We start from the raw sequence: 18,599 nt of genomic DNA, 5'->3' as shown, positions 1-18,599 counted from the left end.
CTTCCCTTTGTTGTTACTTCACAAACAACTGCTTTAATTGATCTACAATCTGCCCATTTCCCGAAATAGAGATGTTATTGATCCTTTCGGCAATTTTCTCCACATACTCCATTTCCTTCAATTTAAACAACATTGCATTCTCCTCCATAAGTTTTGCAGTATTCAGCAAACTTCTAGTCGAAGCAGTTTCTTCACGGCGCATAATAATATTTGCCTGAGCGCGCTTTTCAGCGATCAACACCTGGTTCATGATATCACGGACATCCCCTGGCAGAATAATATCTTTGACTCCGCAAGTTAATAGACGTAAGCCTAATCCAGCAATATACTCCATCGTATTTTGCAAAATATAAGTGCTTATCTCTGTCTTCTTGTCCATCAGTTCATCCAGCGTCATCTGACCGATATATGTCCGAAGGTTTAATTGCATCACAGCATACAATTGCTTCTCATATTCCTTATTATCCAATAACGCTTTGACGATATCAACGATTTGATATTGCAACGTGAAATTGATCCGTATTTGCGCTTTGTCCCGCGATAGAATCTCCTGACCTACCACATCCAAAGTTAACACACGCATATCTGCTTTTGACACCGCAATAGTCTTTGCGTTCTTCCACCAGTAATACGTTCCTGAATCCAAAATTTCTGTAAACACGCCATCAACAAAAAGTAATCCTTTTTCATTTGGTTCAACTTTGTATTGACGGATATAATAAGCCAACGTTTGCTTTTCAAACAATTGACGGTTGACAGAAACTGGTATTTCGATCTCCGAAATATCCTCCAGCTGAAATTTGCGCACTTGCAACCCTTTCCAGAACACATGTCTACCTGCTGCCAAGGTCTTTTCAAAATTATTGTTTAAGAAAACCAGCGCAATTGCCGTATCCGCCACTTCGACAATATCCACCAGTTCACGAAAGCCCTCCACCTGCAAGAGCACATCAATGTTATGGTTAGACGGAAACGAATTTGCCCTATTGTATACCTCCAGTTTTTCACTGAAACCCAACCAGTACTTACCGGCTTCCAATACACGGATAACTTGGTTATTTTTAACCACCAATCCAATTTCATTGACATTTACTTGTACTCTTTTCATCATATTTATTGTTTATACTATTTTCTAATGACAAAACTTGCTATGAGCTGTCCATCAATGCCGAGCGGGATCAAAAAGAGCCCATACGGAGCTTTACCGTAGAAGCGCTCGAAATGGCCGCCTTAGCGATCCACGACAACGCTCTTCCTGTATCGTCTCTGTATGAGATGTTCCCGATCACGGGCTCCACACCGACTGCCATGAAGAAAAACGAAGTTCTCCTCAGTGCCGGACAGACTATAGCAAGCTTTATTTAAGTAACCTTTTTAAAGAAGGTATAACTTTCAAAACCAGAACCTAAATTCTGTGCAATACCCTTATGCTATTCCATCCGAAAATGGAAGTGGGATTCGAACCCACACGATTGAGTTGTTGTTCTAACCAAGCTGAACTATCCTGATTGCTCAGGAGCAGGAGTCGAACCTGCGACCTACAACGGAACTGCCGTGCTCTACCCTTGAGCTACCTCTTTCGAGGGAAGGATTCGAACCTTCAACCCTGGCAACCTTCTCTCATTCTCCTCTTTTTATCAGTATATTGAGTCCCATGGGGAACAATACTATCCTGCTATACAGAAACAGGAGACTAGGATGCAAATCAAAGAATAAGAGTCTTTTTATACTTCTCCTAAAAAGAAGTACATATCTTAAAAGCATTTTGCTAGTTTCATCAAAGAACGTTTATCATTGCTGACATTACAAAGATCGCTCTGTTAACATGCAGACCATTTGCGCAATAAAATAAAACACAAATAAAATAACAAAAACAAGCACAACATACTGATAATAAGCTATAAAAATTTAAAAACAAATGTTAGCATTAAAAATTAGAGCCCAAATTGCGCATTTATATTGCGTAGATTAACAGTGACTAGACGAGAGATTTGCATAGATGATCATTAGATAACAATAAATATCACTGATTTCCATGAGAAAGCTTTCTGATATAAGTGCTATTTTTACACCGTTATAATTAATTGGAATTTACTAAATGAGAGCAAAAACATTATTGGTTATACTGGCTATCTATTTTGTCGCTACAAGTTGCACGGGTTCAAAGCCTAAAAATAATACTGTAAAGCCCGCTGGCGACAGCCTAACAACAAAAAGTAGCACTGATACTGCCAAAGCCAGCGATCAGGTAAAGTCAACAACAGATTTTGATCCAGCCAAAGTATGGCTGGAGCACATTTTTCACTGCAATGATGATAAATCAGGGAAGTATTGCTATTATCTGGACAAGGAAGAAGCCCTCTGCACGGCACGTTTTATGGAGTTCTTAGCAGATGCCAATGAAATCTATGGCCCCTCCAATCTAACAGACGCAGAATTACCGGAGGCGGAAGCGCGATACAAAGCGAAGTGGGGAAAAATTTACCCGCTCTACACGCAGGAAATGTGGTTATTCGGCCGAGGTAATGATGATGCCCTAGCCATTAATACCGTCGAAATAAAGAAGCTAAGCACAGACAAGTACAGCGTATTTATAGATTATGGTAACAATATAAAAACGCAAAATGAGGTTCAGCTGGTTCTTGAAAACAGCAACTATAAAATAGATTATTGCAAGACAAGCTTTGTACAATAAAATCTTCGTGCTTTCCGCAGCACAGCCAGAATAATCAACGTAAGGTTCTTTCTGACCAGTATACCGAGCTGACAGACAATTCAAAAAAAGCCACTTTTTATCACTAACGGATAAAAAGTGGCAATATAATAAAACAATAAATGGGGCGTGTAGGCCGATTAAATTTGGGGCGAATTGCTCCACTTGACGATATTCCCTTTGTGCAGTAGGCCATCGACAGCTGAGATACGTGATACAGCTTCAGCAGAGCAGCTTGCATCCACCAATAGGAAACTCGCTTCATCTCCTACCTTTGGCCATACTTGTTGACCACTATCGTCCAAAGGTAATTTTCCATTTGTCGCATAGTGTAGGCAACGGGACAGATCAAATTCCGTCTCATAACCATAGAGTTGCGCAGCAAGGTTTGCTTTTTGCAACATATTGCCACTACCAAAGGTCCCCCAGTGATCCTGTACATTATCATTTCCGGTAAGTACCTCCACTCCTGCTTTCCGCAGTTGAGGCAGCGGCATCAGCATATTGCGAAACGGGACTGAACTCGCAATACCGACCTTGGCGGAAGCCAAGCGTTCAGCTGTATATTGAAGATCTTTTTGAGACATATAGCCCAATGCAAAAGCATGACTGATAAATGTCCGTCCCTGCAGTGCGGGATTCTCAAGTACTTTATCTATTAAGTAATGGATCGTTTTGACACCAGATTCACCCCCCTCATGCAGATGGATATCGATTCCCTTTTTGTTGTCCAAAGCTAACTGAACAGTCAAGTCCATGGGTTTTTCGATACTTCCATCGATACTATAGGGATCTAGACCACCTATAAAATCAACCTTATCCCAAGCGGCAATTTCCTTCATCAGCCCAGCGGAGTCCGTATAATATAAGCCATGTTGTGGGAAAGCAACCAATTCTGCGCCAAAGGAATCTTTCACATGTTCCAATGCCCGCAATAGATTTGCTAATGATTTGCTTCCAGAGGTTGGATCGACATTAAAATGTGTTCTTGCAAAATTAGTTCCGTAACCCTGTAGCAACATGATTAGCTTTTCAGCCCTTTCCACCGAGGTTTTAAGCAGTTCCGGAATAATTTCCTGCTCGCGGGCAATCATATCCTTCACGGTTCTATTTTTAGGAAATACAGCCTTCCAAGGTAGACCATAAAGGGTTTTATCCAAATGGATGTGCATATCCCTAAAGACGGGTAATGCCAATTTTCCCTTCGCATCAAATCCACCAGAGCCAACTGTAGTCTGACCCGGCCGAATTTCCTTTATCTTACCGCCCGCTATTGTTACCGTAAAGAGTGCCGTATCAGTTCCAACAATTTTCCCTTCACGATAGAGAAAACCTGTTTCCAATCGTACATTTTCTAATGTATACTGTTCGCTGTGCTGATTGAGTTCATTCATGAAAATATCATTTTTTTCAAAGCTAAGCTATTTAGCCCCTTTTGCTTTGTAGATATTATCACAACATTTGTAAATATTATGGCTGTGGTCGAAAATATCAAGTCTGCATGAATTTTCTCTTAATCCTGTGTTTAATATAAAAATATAGTTACTTTGAACTCGTTTTATAAAACACCACTTTCGTAATATGCAGATTGAAATTGATCACAATTTTTATGAAATAGTCAGTTGGGACAAAGATTATATCCAAATTCAAGGGACAGATTCCCCCTTTCGTGTGTATGCACCGCCTTTTTATGATATTGCCTCCCTCAAGCAATATATCAGACTCCATCCGCCAACACCTTCCGGACATGATCAGTCCTATTCCTACCTGGAAAATCCCTATCATTTATTTACAAAACCCTATCTGGTTAAGGTTTTTCATACCTCAGCGGCACCTGTTATTGAACTTAAATCAAGCAGTATCTGCGTTCACCAACGAAAGATTGTAAATACACTCAAGTTGCTCAAGTCCTGGAGTCAGGAATTGTTATACAATGAACTGATCAAAAGGATAACTTATTGGGAAGAACAGCTGGACAACTACGCAATTTCAGCAATCCGTATAGGCAAGCTATCTAACAGGAATTATAAAATCAAGGGCAATGAAATCCATTTTTCATCCCGATTGATCGATTTTGATAAAGAACAGATTAATCTGGTTGTTTTAGCAGCATTTTGTAAATTTTCCAAAAAAAACAAGAAAGAATCAGAAGCGATCTATAACTTGTACATCCCTAACTGGAGAGCATTTAATGTATAGTAAGACATGGCAGATATCAGCATACAATTAACAATAACAGGAGACAGCAACTTTGAATCGCTGCGAAACGATCCAATACAATTCTCAGACTTATTAGGCACCGAACAGCAGCGACTGATTAATGATCATGTTGTTGGTCAACTCGATGATCAAGATGGTGCTCCGACACTGACAGATTTTAGCATCAGCAATATTCTCTTTGATCGCATGACACTAAAGGGTTCCTTTCGCCTTCATTTCAAAATTTCCCGACAATTCTGCTGTAGCGATATCTCTTCCTGCCAGACAGATTACATGGATTTTAACTTTACAAAAGAAGATAAAAAAATCTATGCAGAAGGAAGTTATACACTATGGACAATTCAATAAATTCATCCATTTAAAATCGATAACAGATCAGTTGATTCCAAGTTAGGTATCCCATTTAAAAATGAAAATCCCCGAGCGCTATAAAATTAACACAACCTCCTTTTCCTATTATTGGACTAAGGGTATCGGTGTTAAGTTGCTAGATAAGTTGCCCAATAAACCAAATCTGGCCGATGCGGATCAGTATATTCCATTGTTATATCAGTACGATGAGGCCTGCGACCGATTGGTAGAACATTTACATCTGAAAATTGGCTTTACAAAAGGGCAACAATTGATTCGGGATTACCTGCAGGGCAAAGCCATCGAAAGCATTTACGATAAACTGATTTCGGATTTTATGAACACCTTGACTATAGAGCCTCAGTGGCTCGATTGGCAGAAAGTACAACAGGGAATTGCGCTCAGTCAGCGCTCAGGATTGACTGGACTCATTGTATTACGCGATTATTGTCTCATGGGTGGTTATGAATCCAGCGCGATCAATAAACCCTTGATTTTTACTGGAGCACTTAAAAAAGGTGCCGTCAAACGCTTAACCGAGACGGTAACATTTTGGGTCGACATCACCGCTGACCAGGCATTACGAAAAGGTGGTATTGGCTTTGAAGCCATTTTATTGACGCGATGTATCCATTCCTTCGCTCGCTTGAATATATTGAAACATGGCGATTGGGACACTGACAAATGGGGTATCCCTTTAAATGCGTGGGATATGCTGGCAACAAACTTAGGTTTTTCATTAGTTTATCTAATAGGTCTTAAACAAATGAAATTCAATTTATTAGAAAGCGAAATAAATGGAATTATGCACCTTTGGAAGTATATCGGGAGCTTATTGGGTATTCCATTGGATCTGCTTCCAGACACGGAGGAAGAAGCCATCAAAGCCCTATACTATTGGACCATGACCCAAAAAGAAGGCGATCAGGACAGCATTGCATTAGCCCGGGCCCTTATGGAAGAACCCGTACATGCAGCTTACCCGACAAGCAAGTTTGGCAGAAAATTAATGCGGGAGGTACATTTGTACTATAACAACTATCTCCTAGGAAATTACTCCTGCAACCTATTGGGACTGGAAAAGACAACGATCGGTAAGATTGCCTACTTCAACATTCTTAAAAACAAAAAAGAAAATAGCCAGATCCTAAAGGATGAGGTTAGGCAACAACAAATACGGAAAGGCCGAAAAGTCCATGAGGGAGTCAAACAGATCTATTTGAAATACAACTAGCCAACATGACGCTCGTAAGGTACCCTGGTGGCGATTGACCGGCCCAAGGTGAGCTCATCGACATATTCCAATTCACCTCCAAATGCGATACCGCGCGCGATTGTTGTAATCTTGATATTGAACTCGCGCAATTTCCGGTACAGATAAAAGATGGTTGTGTCCCCTTCCATCGTTGCTGAAAGCGCTAAAATAACCTCCTCAACACCACCTCGTTGAATACGGTTGAGTAGTCCTTCAATTTTAAGGTCAGCAGGACCTATTCCGTCCATTGGCGAAATCAGCCCCCCTAATACATGATAAACACCTTGGTAAGAATTTGTGTTTTCAATGGCCATAACATCACGTGTATCTTCCACCACGCAGATGAGGCTCTTTTCACGTTTAAACGATCCACATATTTCACAGGTCGCATGATCCGAAATATTAAAACATTCCTGGCAATATTGAATGTCTTCTTTCAAACGGTCGATGGACGCCGTAAAACGGGCCACCTCGGGATCGGATTGCTTCAATAAATGCAAGACCAACCTTAGGGCTGTCTTTTGTCCCACACCCGGTAATTTACCAAATTCCGCAACCGCGTTCTCAAGAAGTTTAGAAGAAAAATTCATAATGCAAATGTAAGAATAATCGCAAAAAGTAGCTAGTATTAAAAAAATAGCTATATTGTATTCCTTTTTGAAAAAAAATGGGTTTTAGAAATTAAATGTATAACGTTATATATGGACATTACAAAAGAAGATAAAATTATCCGCGCTTTTGAGAACAAAACATGGCAGGAAATTAAGGTTAAAGATTCATGGCAGATTTTTAAAGTCATGTCAGAATTTGTGGACGGATTTGAAAAATTGGCTAAAATTGGCCCCTGTGTATCCATATTTGGTTCGGCACGCACACCACGTGAACACAAATATTATCAAATGGCTGTAGATATCGCCGCGCTACTAACTGAACGTGGATATGGTATTATATCTGGAGGTGGCCCGGGGATTATGGAAGCAGCGAATAAAGGTGCTTATGAGTCTGGCGGAAAATCCGTGGGTTTGAATATTGAACTTCCATTTGAACAATTTCACAACAAATATATTGATCGGGATAAACTACTTGAGTTCAAATACTTTTTTGTACGAAAAGTAATGTTTATGAAATACTCCCAAGGTTATATCGTTATGCCTGGTGGTTTTGGAACAATGGATGAACTCTTTGAAGCGATTACCTTGATTCAAACAGGTAAGATTGCCCGCTTCCCAATTGTATTGGTTGGTTCAGAGTACTGGAAAGGCCTTATGGACTGGGTGCAAAATACCATGTTATCAAACAAATATATCAGTGAAGAAGATCTCAAACTTTATCGCATCGTTGATACAGCTGAAGAAGCAGCAGATCATATTTTCCGTTTCTATGATAAGTATCTGTTGAAACCGAACTTCTAATCGCTATAAGATTAAATAAAACACAAAAAAGAGTATCTAAACAATTTGGGTACTCTTTTTGTGTTTTCATGCACACGCCATCTATCCGCAGCCTTCCATCCTAATGAAAATCAGGCCTATCCTAGCATTAAAACTTTTTATTCGCATTGATACGACTACTTCACTTCGTGTTTGTCAGGCATAAATAAACAGCATTTTAACCTTAAACAAAAAGAAATATTTCAAATACATCAGTTAAAAAAAAGCACAACTTATCAGTTCGTTCGATGCAGGTATATAGCGGTCTCACTTCCCCAGTACGGATATAGTACCTCTTAAGTACAGATGAAGCACAGATAAAGTACTATTTTGTTACAAAACGAAATGTACTTTAACAGTGCTTTAAACGAGATATTAGACTACTGAAAACAGATAAAATACAAAAATTGACGCCTTTATCCATTTTAACTACTAGATAACCAAACCTAACACAATAAAGCGCATTCAGCTGTATATAAGAGCAGCGTCCACCGCTACGATTATTCATCCTTTCAGATCTTCTAACCAAGCTCAACGCCTAGCTTATTTACTGAAAAACGAACTATAGGCCGAGAGGCCAAAACAGACAATACCTTATACAATTGGGCTGGCAATATTAATTTTAAAAATTGGAATATTCCTAATTTAGTAACTACATTTACAACACAAATTATATAGTCAGATAACATAACCGAAGAAAAACAGATTATTGTGTCAGATGAAAGATAGTGGGAGCCATTCGGATGAAGAGTTGATTCTATTGATTCAACAGGATGATAATATCGCTTTTGAAGCATTGTATGAGCGCTACTGGAAGAAGCTCTACTATCAGGCTGCCCGAAAAACAGATTCGCTGGAGGATGCACAGGAAATCGTTCAGAATATCTTCACTTCTATTTGGCTCCGAAGACAGCAATTGCATATAGAGAGCAACGTCTCCTCCTATCTCGCTGTCGCTGTGAAATACAAGGTCTTTAAATATCTGGCACAGCGTTATAAACGAGAAGCCTTTCAACAGGATAACGATTGGGTAGATTTTGATAACTCCACCGAAGATTGGCTTCAATTTGAGGAATTGCGAGCCCGGTTGGAACAAGTTGTCTCAACCTTACCCGAGAAATGCCAGCTTATTTTCAAACTATCCCGTGAACAAGGACTGACTTACAAACAAATTGCGGATGAACTTGATATCTCCGTGAAGACAGTTGAAACCCAATTAAGTCGTGCCCTAAAAAAAATACGCACTGGTATTCAGCGTTTTCTGATTACTTTATAATTTTTTTCACCCGACTGTCAGGGTACCGCCATATTTCGGGAACTATATAGAAAATACCCCCTAAATATGGTTGATAACAATCAATTTGATATTAAGCAATTAGCTTATAAATGGCTTCAAGGCACCTGTACGGAAGAAGAAGAGGCGTATTTACTGCAATGGTATAAAGAAAACAATGAAGCCCCCCTCCCTATTCCCGAGCAAATCGCAACGAGTGAGCAAGAGCTTAAGGAACGTTTATTTTCGAATATCAAACAGCAAATAGAAAGCTCCAAAATCGAACCGATTTCCAGATGGTACAAATTGGCTGGAATTGCTGCGGCATTGTTACTCCTATTTGGACTTCCGCTTTATCTCGTACAGCACACGGACTATGAGCAAGTAACGAAAATAGCTACAGTTCAAAAAGTGGTTCATCCTGGGACAAAAGCTGCTGTATTAATCTTGGCAGATGGAACCAAAATAGATCTATCCGACAATAAACAGCATATTCTACATCAAGATGCAAAGGTAAAGATCACGACGACCGCCGAAGGTACGGTTCAATATCAGTTTACCGCCGGAAACAGCAATCCTGGTCATAGAACAAATACCATAGAAACACCGATCGGTACAGAATATAATATCATACTTGCAGATGGCAGTAAGGTATGGTTAAATGCAGGCTCCAAACTGACCTTTCCCGAGACTTTCGCATCCAACAACAGGGAGGTAACATTGTCCGGTGAAGCTTATTTTGAGATTACACCAGATAAGAAAAAACCCTTCTACGTCAATGCAGACCAGCAGATCATCCGGGTTTTCGGAACGCATTTTAATGTACAGTCTTATCCGAACGAGAACAACAGGACCACCCTTGTCGAAGGCTCAGTACAGGTGACACAATCCGGTCGATCCAAGATGTTAAAACCAGGTCAGGCCGCATTCAGCAGGAATAACAATTTACTTGTCCAGGACGTGAACATTGAAGAAGCGATAGCCTGGAAAAATGGCTTCTTCTATTTCGAATCTACACCGGTCAAGGAAGCCCTATCTGCTATAAAACGCTGGTATAATGTGGATATCATCTACAAAGGAACCAATGAAAAACGTGAACTGACCGGAAAAATAAAACGCAACTCCACCGCGCAACAATTGATTGAAACACTCAACTTCCTCGATATTAAATGCCAATTAAAAAACAACAAAATTGAAGTAGAACTCTAACGTATAAAAATATAGAACACATTTACCAACTAAATTATGTATAAAGTTACAACGAATCATTTTGCGCATAAACGGGCAAAACTATTTGGTGCCCTACTTGCCATCCAGTGCCTAGCGACTGTCAATAACAAGGCTATCGCCTTGGTGAGTCAATCCAAAATCAAATTACATGACAAAGAATATACATTAGCAAAGTTTGCGCGAGAAATCGAACGGCAAAGTTCCTACGTATTTCTTTACGACAATTCTCAGATCAATGACAATCAAAAGATTCTGATCCATCATACGGACGGCTCCATTGAAGAGATTTTGAATGACAACCTAAAAGAACTATCGTATTCGTACAAAATCGTCAACAACACCATTGTATTAAAGAGGAAAATTGATATAGCCCAGGCAAATAATCAAACTGTCCAACAGCTGATCAAAGGGAAAGTGGTTGATATGGACGGAAAACCGCTAGCGGGCGTCACCATCCGAAATATAGATAATGGCCGTCAGGCCGAAACCAACAGTAAAGGCGAGTTTAGTATAGAAGGCGCACCGACACAACAACTAAGCTTTAGTTCTGTAGGTTATGAAACGGTAAATAATACGATCAGCAACAGCAACCCCTTGACGGTTCAACTGAAAACGGCAAATAACCAATTGGAACAGATCGTTGTGATAGGTTTTGGAACGCAGAAGAAGAAAGATATTACCGGAGCGATTGCTACCATGAACACAAAGGATATTGAAGACAGACCGGTAACCCAGTTAGCTAGTGCCATGGAAGGGAAAATGGCTGGGGTAGAAATCGTCAAATCCTCGGGTCAGCCACAGGCTGGTTTCTCTATCCGTGTACGCGGAACGTCGACAATCACTGCCGGTAGCAACCCCTTGTATATTCTGGATGGTGTTCCTACCGAAAATATCTCCGAACTCAATCCTTCAGATATACAGAGCATCTCGGTGTTAAAAGATGCCGCATCCGCAGCTGTCTACGGTTCTTCGGGTGCCAATGGCGTCGTCCTCATTACAACCAAACGTGGGAATAATGGTAAAACATTAGTAAATTTCGAAACTTATCAGGGTTTTTCAACAATCTGGAAAAGACCAAAGGTATTAAATGCTGCGCAATACAAAGATCTGATGACCGAAGTTGGAGAAACAACCGATTGGTCCAAATATTCAGCCGATACCAATTGGCCAGATCAATTGTTCCGCATGGGGCATAGCCAAAAATATCAGGCCTCTGTACGTGGCGGCGATGAAAAGACCGGGTTTTACATCTCAGGATCGTATCAGAAAGACAATGGTACCGTCATTACAAATACAGTTAACAAAGTCAATTTCAAAGTCAATCTCGATCATCAGATCAACAAGATATTCAAAGTAGGAACGAGCATGTCTTATAACCGCTGGTATGATGTGGATATTCCCGAAAATACACGGAATGGTGTTATTATGAATGCTTATTTAGGTTCCCCAGTGATTGGAATCTACGGTGACAAAGGCGCATTTACCGTAGACCCTTTTTATACAGATCTTGATAATCCTGTAGCATTGGCTACCGGAAATGAACATTCTTATGTCAACAATAGATTTACCGGAAATATCTTTGCTGAGGCGAATATCCTCCCTGAACTAAAATTCAAAACTTTATTTGGCTACGAGAAATACAACAACCAATACCGCAGTTTTGTCGATCCATTTCGTACCACCGAAGGCCGGAAATATAAGGGAATGGCCCAGCTCGACCAACAGGACAATCAGTATTGGATGTCTGAAAATACCCTAAACTATGATAAGACCTTTAATGAAAAACATCACTTCACTGGTTTATTGGGGTATATTACCACCAAAACACAAACAACAGGTTCAAGTATAAGTACACAGAACTTTGCTAATCCAGCGATCCATACCGTTAATGGCGGATCGATGATTACAAGGATGCCTACTGCAAAGGATGCTACAATCACGACCGTTTCTGGTATCGCCAAAATCGGTTATGATTATAATGGCACCTATTTATTTACGGCCAATTTAAGAGCAGATGCATCTTCGGTATTTGGCCCCAACAACCGCTGGGGCTATTTCCCTTCCTTTTCAGCAGGCTGGCGTATATCAAATGAGGGTTTCTTCGAAGCCTGGAAAAATACTGTCAACGATTTAAAGATCAGAGCGAGCTGGGGTAAAGTCGGAAACAGCCAGATACCGGCCTTCGCCTATCTTGGCTTAATAGATGTGACAGGATCGTACGTCATTGGTGATCAGGTTGTACCGGGCTACACACCAATCACGCTGGACAACCCCAGCTTGAAATGGGAAACAACCAACCAGACAGATATTGGTCTTGATGCGAGCTTTCTAAACTCCCGATTGACTATTGCGGCAGACTATTACGCAAAGAAAACAGTAGGACTTTTACTTGATTCGCGTGTACCTTATAGTTCGGGATATGCCAAAGTCCTCAGGAACCTTGGCGATCTACAGAACAAAGGTTTTGAGTTTGAATTAAGTAGCCGGAATTTTGTCCAGGACTTCAAATGGAATACAACCCTAACCTTTGGTCTCAATCGCAACAAAGTTCTGAATATTGATGGCGGCACCTATTACGATGGTAATATTGACGGTCGTGGAAACAGTACCATCGCCAAAGAAGGCCTTGCTTTAGGCACCTTTTGGGGATACGTAGCCAAGGGTGTCAATCCGGAAACGGGCGATATGATCTATCAGATGGCTGATCCCGATGCAGGCCTTCAGACGAGCGATATGGCTGTTATTGGTAATGCTACACCTAAATTTTCTTACGGGATGACAAACGATTTCAGTTACAAAAACTTTAATTTATCTTTTTTCTTGCAAGGTGTACAGGGTAACGACATCCTCAATGCAACACGTATTTATACAGAAGGTATGTGGGAGCCTCGAAACCAAAGTGCGGAAGTCCTTAACCGTTGGAGTCCAACAAATAAGAACAGCACGATGCCACGTCCCGATTTAAACACCACGGAGGATAATTACAATACCAAAATCTCTTCCCGATTTGTTGAAAAGGGTTCCTATCTCCGATTAAAATCGTTAACACTCGGCTATACCATACCCAAACAGGTCCTGGAGAAATGGAAAATTAATAAGCTGCGTTTCTACGTGACCGGTGAAAACCTATTGACTTTTACCAAGTACTCCGGTTTAGATCCCGAGGTCAGTATGTACAGTGCAACCAATCAAGAAGTTGTGAGCTCCAATATGTCTCCGGGTATTGATTTCGGTACTTCACCACAAGCACGCACCTTTATTGTTGGTTTAAACTTAACCTTTTAACCATTTAATTTGAATAACATGAGATCTAATCTATATACGTCGCTCACAATAGCCTTAATGGCATCCCTATCCTTCACTTCCTGTAAGAAGTTTTTGGACGTACAACCAACATCTACGGTAACCAGTGAAAATGCTTACCTGACAGGTGATAATATCGAAAAAGCGATGAATGGCGCTTATAACTCATTCATCGGAAATGGCACAAGACCAGGAAGTAATGCCAATTACTACCAATGGGAGATGATTTTACAAACTGATATCCGCTCTGACAATGCACACGCTGCGGGTGGTGGCGAGATTGACTTTGGACAAATTGATTTCAACACCATCACCAATACCAATGACATGGTTCGAAGGGATTGGGAAGAATTATATGGAGCCATTTCAAAATGTAATATTGTCATTGACAATGTGGGAAAAGTCACTGACCCCACCTTTTCAGAAGAGCGGCGTAAACAAATTTTAGGGGAAGCCTCCTTTTTGAGAGCTTTCCATTACTACCAGCTGGTCAAATTGTATGGTGGTGTTCCACTGGAAAAACACTCGAACAGCACAGACCCAGAAGTCATCCGTATCAAAAGATCAACTGTAGAAGAGGTTTATGACTTTATAGATTCGGATTTGCAAGTTGCCGTAATCAATCTACCAGACGGATTTGGCCAACCTTCGATCGACAAAGTTCGCGCAACAAAAGGTGCCGCAAATGCCCTCCTGACCAAGATATGGGCACAGCGCCCGGATCGGGATTACAACAAGGTTCTCCAATACGCAAATGCAGTAATTAACGGAAAAGGTGGCTATCAGCTGCTTCAAAACTATGCTGACCTCTTTGATGGCGCACACAACTACAACAATGAGTCAATTATAGAAATCCCATATGTTGCCGGAAGTCCCAATTTAAGTTGTTGGGGAGGTGCCTTCTTTTTCCCCGATCTGGATGGGAATGGACTGATCAATGAAAATGAATGGCGCAGATATGGCACTCCTTCTAAAGATCTTGTAGATGCTTATGACAAAGCGGGTGACACCAAACGAAAAAATGCCAATATCTGGTTCTTTTCTGTCCCTTGGGCTGATGAGTTTTGGAACCCTTGTGCTGATAGCAATACCAAAATCCCCTTTAATGTCAAGCAAAAACACGCCAATAGTTTTCAGAGTGGAGACCATTTCTACCTGCTCCGTCTGGCAGATATTGTTTTGTTAAAGGCTGAAGCTTTAAATGCCTTAGGCAATTCAAACGAAGCAATGAATACCCTTAACATCATCCGTCACCGTGCTGGGCTGCCCGACATCACAACAGGCAACGCAAGTCAGCTGAAATCTATTATACTCAATGAGCGCCGATTGGAACTTGCTTTCGAAGGACAACGTTGGGATGATCTAAATCGCTATGGTGTTACGGTGGACGTTATGAATAAGCTGAACGAGCTCAAGTTTACCTGTAACGAAGGAAATGTAAGTGCCCCTACTCCAATAAAATATAATTTTAACCAAAATAGCCTCCTACTACCAATACCATTATTGGAAATGCAGGCAAACCCTAGCCTGACTCAAAATCCAGGCTATTAGTGACCAACCCGAGGCCGCTTTAGTTGAACTGAATTTACTAAAGCGGCCTTTTTTACATCAATTTATGAACCGCTTTAAATCATTAGACATATTTCGTGGATTTACCGTTGCAGCCATGATACTGGTCAATAATCCAGGAAATTACCACCATGTATATCCGCAGCTGGAACATTCCGCTTGGCATGGCTGTACATTTACAGATCTTATTTTCCCCTTTTTCCTGTTCGCCGTAGGAAATTCAATGGCTTTCTCTTTAAAAAAAATGGAAGAAATCCCATCTGCGGTATTTCTAAAAAAAATCAGCAAAAGATTTCTATTATTATTTCTGATCGGCTTCTTATTAAATATTTTCCCTTTTGTGGAATGGAATAGCCAGCATCAGCTGGAGTGGCTGTCCATGGAAAAATACCGCTACTTTGGTGTTTTACAACGTATTGCCTTATGCTATTTTTGCAGTGCACTATTAATCTATTACCTCAAAGACAAGGGAGCCGTTATCACGAGTATCTTTCTGCTACTTTTCTATTGGTTAATCTGCTATATAGCCAACCCCAATGATCCCTATAGCTTGGAAGGATGGTTTGGAACAGCTTTGGACATCAAGCTTTTCGGTGCATCTCACCTTTATCATGGTGAAGGTAAAGCATTTGATCCCGAAGATATCTGGAGCGCACCCGCTGCAATCAGTCAAACTGTTTTTGGTTATATTACCGGAAAATATATTATTCAAAGATTAGCGGGAAAGAAAGAGTTGATCAGGCTATTTGCCTGGGGACTGGCCTTGATGGTAGCCGGATATTTATGGTCTTTTGCCTTCCCCATCAATAAAAAGATCTGGACCAGCAGTTATTGCCTATTCACAACCGGGATAGCCTTAGCTTTTCTGAGTCTGTTAATTTATCTGATTGATTTTCTAAAGATCAAAGGTCCGCTATACAGTGTGTTTGACGACTTTGGTAAGAACACACTTTTCATCTATTGTCTGAGTGGAATTGTTCCCAGCCTATGTGCCCTTATTTTGATACCAAATACAAAACAAAACCTCTGGGATTTTAGCTATCAGGCGATATTTGGAAACTGGACAAACCAAACACTAGGGTCAGTACTATTTGCCCTATTGTTTGTTTTCCTCAATTGGTTAGTAGCCTTATTCCTCAGAAAAAAGAATATCTACATCAAAATCTAGGTTTATTGAAGCAAAAAATTCGGTATTTTCTACTGTCTACAAAGTAGACAGCTCCAGCAGAACGACACAAAAAAAAGGGCCTAGGCCCTTTTTATATATAAAGATATGGATAAGATATACCGTAGCTACTTTTAGAAAACGCCCCATATTTGTTTACTAATTCCGCCATTACAGTATGCATGTACTAAAGTAAGTCAAATTAACCCTATAGAGAAAAAAACAAGGGGGACAAAAGGGGGGACAAATCGCAATAATTTGATATACAAACCATTACTGTTACAAGATAAAATAGCCAAAAGTGCTTTTTTAACAAAAAGAACTAGGTCTAATTTCATCTCGCAAGCACTTTCCATCTATAGGAGCAACGACAGACGCTGTCTCTGTATATAAAAAAGAAGACCTGAGGTTGGGAGCCCCAGGTCTTAACTAACCAATTATTAACCTAAATTATGAAAAGTCTTTTTTTATTATTCTACACAAGGAATATTTCAACTATTAGACCAAAAAGAGTGTCGATTTTATATTTCACATTTTTTTAACAAATTGCTGAGATTGATATGACGAATCTCCCCTTTCCGGATCGCCTGACTATATTATCGAATAATAGATCAACTTATTGGAAGAGCTTGTCTGTGGCAATTTTGTCATAATCAGTGTCAGGTTCAGCAGCTATAAGCCCAGCCGGATTTTGAGTCAGAAAATGCACCTTATTGGGATAGCGTTCGGCCATTTGCCTGACCAGCTCCATCATATAATGATTGCTTGGATAAACCTTTACCTGGGTTCTGATATCTGCTAAATCAGCATATTGACCATATAGATCAATATAGCCCATGCCATAAAACCGGCCATTTTCAATGACAATACAGCTCTTTTCTTCTATACTCCGCCCCTTATCTATAAATACATAAGATGGCCTTTGTTTTAACCATTCATCAATACAACGCTCCACACGTGTATTATGCAGTGCTTTGTCAGGCAAATCAGCTCGACTGACGGATTTAGCTGCCAAACTAGCAGTGCCAAAATGACAAAACTGAGCGCTAATCTCTCCTTCTTTCATAAAGGACTGTAATAATTGAATGGCATCATATTCCCGTTGAAATAACTGAATGCAGTCCTGGATCCGATTCATTTTACCTATTGCCAAATGGAGATACCCATTTTGATCCTCATAGCAAAACAAACCAAATTTTGGTTCATACCGTTTGAGTGCCCGATTATATTTGGGCCAAAGTCGTTTAATCTCCGCACATTCCAGTAGCAGGGACATTAGTTCTGTGCCACAAGACTCGTAACTAATGTGATAGATCTCTTTTAAAAAATTTTGTCGCTGCGCCTGAATATTGTTACCTGTAAAGTGGGATAACACCCTTTTCTTGATATTGACCGCCTTCCCCACATAGATCACCTTCCCATTTCTATCATGAAAATAATAAACACCGGCGGTATCTGGCAATTGCTCAAATTCCTTCCGATCTAAATGCGGCGGAAACCGCTGATCGATCGCCTTGTGTTTGATCATTTCCTGAAACACCTGCGTTGTATCGAGCGCACGAAGATAGGCGAAAAGAATCGCTGTTGCATCGGCATCACCACCTGCCCTGTGCCTATTTTCGATGGGTATGTCGAGGTAATCACACAAACGTCCCAAACTATAGGATAAAAGCCCCGGTTTGATCTTACGGGCATAGCGTACGGTACATAATTTAATGGAAGACCAGTCTATTCCGGCCTCCTGAAGCTGAAAACGAATGAAGGAATAATCAAAATTGACATTGTGGGCAACGAAAACACGATCTTTCAATAATGTATAAATTTCTGGTGCAACATCCTCAAATAATGGCGCATCCGCAACCATCTCATTGTCGATACCCGTAAGTGCAAAAATAGAATTCGGAATTTCAACCCCTGGATTTACCAAAGTCTCCCAACGATGCAGCACGCGATTACCGTCGTGTATAACGATTGCAATTTCAGTAATCCGGCTGGATTTTGCATTACCCCCTGTGGTTTCTATATCCACAATGGCAAACTCTTGTTTTTTGCTCCGATTCATAGTCATTCCTAAAACAAATATACTAACA

Annotated in this window: 14 protein-coding genes and 1 tRNA gene; 10 read left to right on the top strand and 5 right to left on the bottom strand. The window is 40.5% G+C overall.

The features are described 5' to 3' along the window. Window positions 1–13: 13 nt before the first annotated feature. Together ABFX33_RS13600 and ABFX33_RS13595 are read right to left on the bottom strand one after the other, a co-directional pair. On the bottom strand, window positions 14–1,111 hold the full coding sequence (locus ABFX33_RS13600) for a slipin family protein (RefSeq protein WP_257090193.1): 1,098 nt from the start codon (window positions 1,109–1,111) through the stop codon (window positions 14–16). Between the two features lie 401 nt (window positions 1,112–1,512). Next, window positions 1,513–1,575, bottom strand: a tRNA-Thr gene (locus ABFX33_RS13595). A 523-nt stretch (window positions 1,576–2,098) separates the two neighbouring features. Between ABFX33_RS13595 and ABFX33_RS13590 the strand changes: the two genes are divergently transcribed. Continuing rightward, the gene (locus tag ABFX33_RS13590) at window positions 2,099–2,695 is read left to right on the top strand and encodes a hypothetical protein (protein ID WP_257090192.1); all 597 of its coding nucleotides are present in this window, start codon (window positions 2,099–2,101) and stop codon (window positions 2,693–2,695) included. Window positions 2,696–2,853: 158 nt separating this feature from the next. On the opposite strand, the gene ABFX33_RS13585 is transcribed toward ABFX33_RS13590, so the two are convergent. Further along, window positions 2,854–4,107, bottom strand: a complete 1,254-nt coding sequence (locus tag ABFX33_RS13585) for an amidohydrolase (RefSeq protein ID WP_346086450.1) — start codon at window positions 4,105–4,107, stop codon at window positions 2,854–2,856. A gap of 187 nt (window positions 4,108–4,294) precedes the next feature. Between ABFX33_RS13585 and ABFX33_RS13580 the strand changes: the two genes are divergently transcribed. The 3 genes from ABFX33_RS13580 (at window position 4,295) to ABFX33_RS13570 (ending at window position 6,518) form a co-directional block, all read left to right on the top strand. Continuing rightward, a complete protein-coding gene (locus ABFX33_RS13580) occupies window positions 4,295–4,912 on the top strand; it encodes a hypothetical protein (RefSeq protein WP_346086449.1) in 618 nt (205 codons plus the stop codon). Window positions 4,913–4,918: 6 nt separating this feature from the next. Beyond that, window positions 4,919–5,281 (top strand): hypothetical protein, encoded by a 363-nt coding sequence (locus ABFX33_RS13575; protein ID WP_257090186.1) that lies wholly within the window; start codon window positions 4,919–4,921, stop codon window positions 5,279–5,281. A gap of 61 nt (window positions 5,282–5,342) precedes the next feature. Beyond that, complete coding sequence (locus ABFX33_RS13570; protein ID WP_346086448.1) at window positions 5,343–6,518, top strand: oxygenase MpaB family protein; 1,176 nt, start codon at window positions 5,343–5,345, stop codon at window positions 6,516–6,518. On the opposite strand, the gene recR is transcribed toward ABFX33_RS13570, so the two are convergent. Continuing rightward, the gene (gene recR / locus ABFX33_RS13565) at window positions 6,515–7,129 is read right to left on the bottom strand and encodes a recombination mediator RecR (RefSeq protein WP_120257865.1); all 615 of its coding nucleotides are present in this window, start codon (window positions 7,127–7,129) and stop codon (window positions 6,515–6,517) included. The two genes, ABFX33_RS13570 and recR, sit on opposite strands and share 4 nt — an antisense overlap. A 117-nt stretch (window positions 7,130–7,246) precedes the next feature. Between recR and ABFX33_RS13560 the strand changes: the two genes are divergently transcribed. The 6 genes from ABFX33_RS13560 to ABFX33_RS13535 all read left to right on the top strand — a co-directional run bounded on the left by ABFX33_RS13560 (window position 7,247) and on the right by ABFX33_RS13535 (window position 16,512). After that, window positions 7,247–7,951, top strand: coding sequence for an LOG family protein (locus tag ABFX33_RS13560; RefSeq protein WP_167457254.1), 705 nt, complete (start codon window positions 7,247–7,249; stop codon window positions 7,949–7,951). Between the two features lie 736 nt (window positions 7,952–8,687). Beyond that, the gene (locus ABFX33_RS13555; protein ID WP_346086447.1) at window positions 8,688–9,245 is read left to right on the top strand and encodes an RNA polymerase sigma-70 factor; all 558 of its coding nucleotides are present in this window, start codon (window positions 8,688–8,690) and stop codon (window positions 9,243–9,245) included. Window positions 9,246–9,311: 66 nt separating this feature from the next. Further along, window positions 9,312–10,451 carry a FecR family protein gene (locus ABFX33_RS13550; RefSeq protein ID WP_346086446.1) on the top strand — a complete coding sequence of 380 codons (1,140 nt, stop codon included), beginning with the start codon at window positions 9,312–9,314 and terminating at the stop codon, window positions 10,449–10,451. A 36-nt stretch (window positions 10,452–10,487) separates the two neighbouring features. Continuing rightward, a complete protein-coding gene (locus ABFX33_RS13545) occupies window positions 10,488–13,757 on the top strand; it encodes a TonB-dependent receptor (RefSeq protein WP_346086445.1) in 3,270 nt (1,089 codons plus the stop codon). An 18-nt stretch (window positions 13,758–13,775) separates the two neighbouring features. Next, window positions 13,776–15,326, top strand: a complete 1,551-nt coding sequence (locus ABFX33_RS13540; RefSeq protein ID WP_346086444.1) for a RagB/SusD family nutrient uptake outer membrane protein — start codon at window positions 13,776–13,778, stop codon at window positions 15,324–15,326. Between the two features lie 64 nt (window positions 15,327–15,390). Further along, window positions 15,391–16,512: an acyltransferase family protein gene (locus ABFX33_RS13535; protein ID WP_346086443.1), complete on the top strand. Its 1,122-nt coding sequence runs from the start codon at window positions 15,391–15,393 to the stop codon at window positions 16,510–16,512. Between the two features lie 613 nt (window positions 16,513–17,125). On the opposite strand, the gene ABFX33_RS13530 is transcribed toward ABFX33_RS13535, so the two are convergent. Next, window positions 17,126–18,571, bottom strand: a complete 1,446-nt coding sequence (locus tag ABFX33_RS13530; RefSeq protein ID WP_346086442.1) for an exonuclease domain-containing protein — start codon at window positions 18,569–18,571, stop codon at window positions 17,126–17,128. Between the last annotated feature and the right edge of the window lie 28 nt (window positions 18,572–18,599).

Origin of the sequence: Sphingobacterium ginsenosidimutans (assembly GCF_039536865.1) — a bacterium.
Taxonomy (GTDB): domain Bacteria; phylum Bacteroidota; class Bacteroidia; order Sphingobacteriales; family Sphingobacteriaceae; genus Sphingobacterium; species Sphingobacterium detergens.
This window is presented reverse-complemented; position numbering and strand designations above follow the sequence as displayed.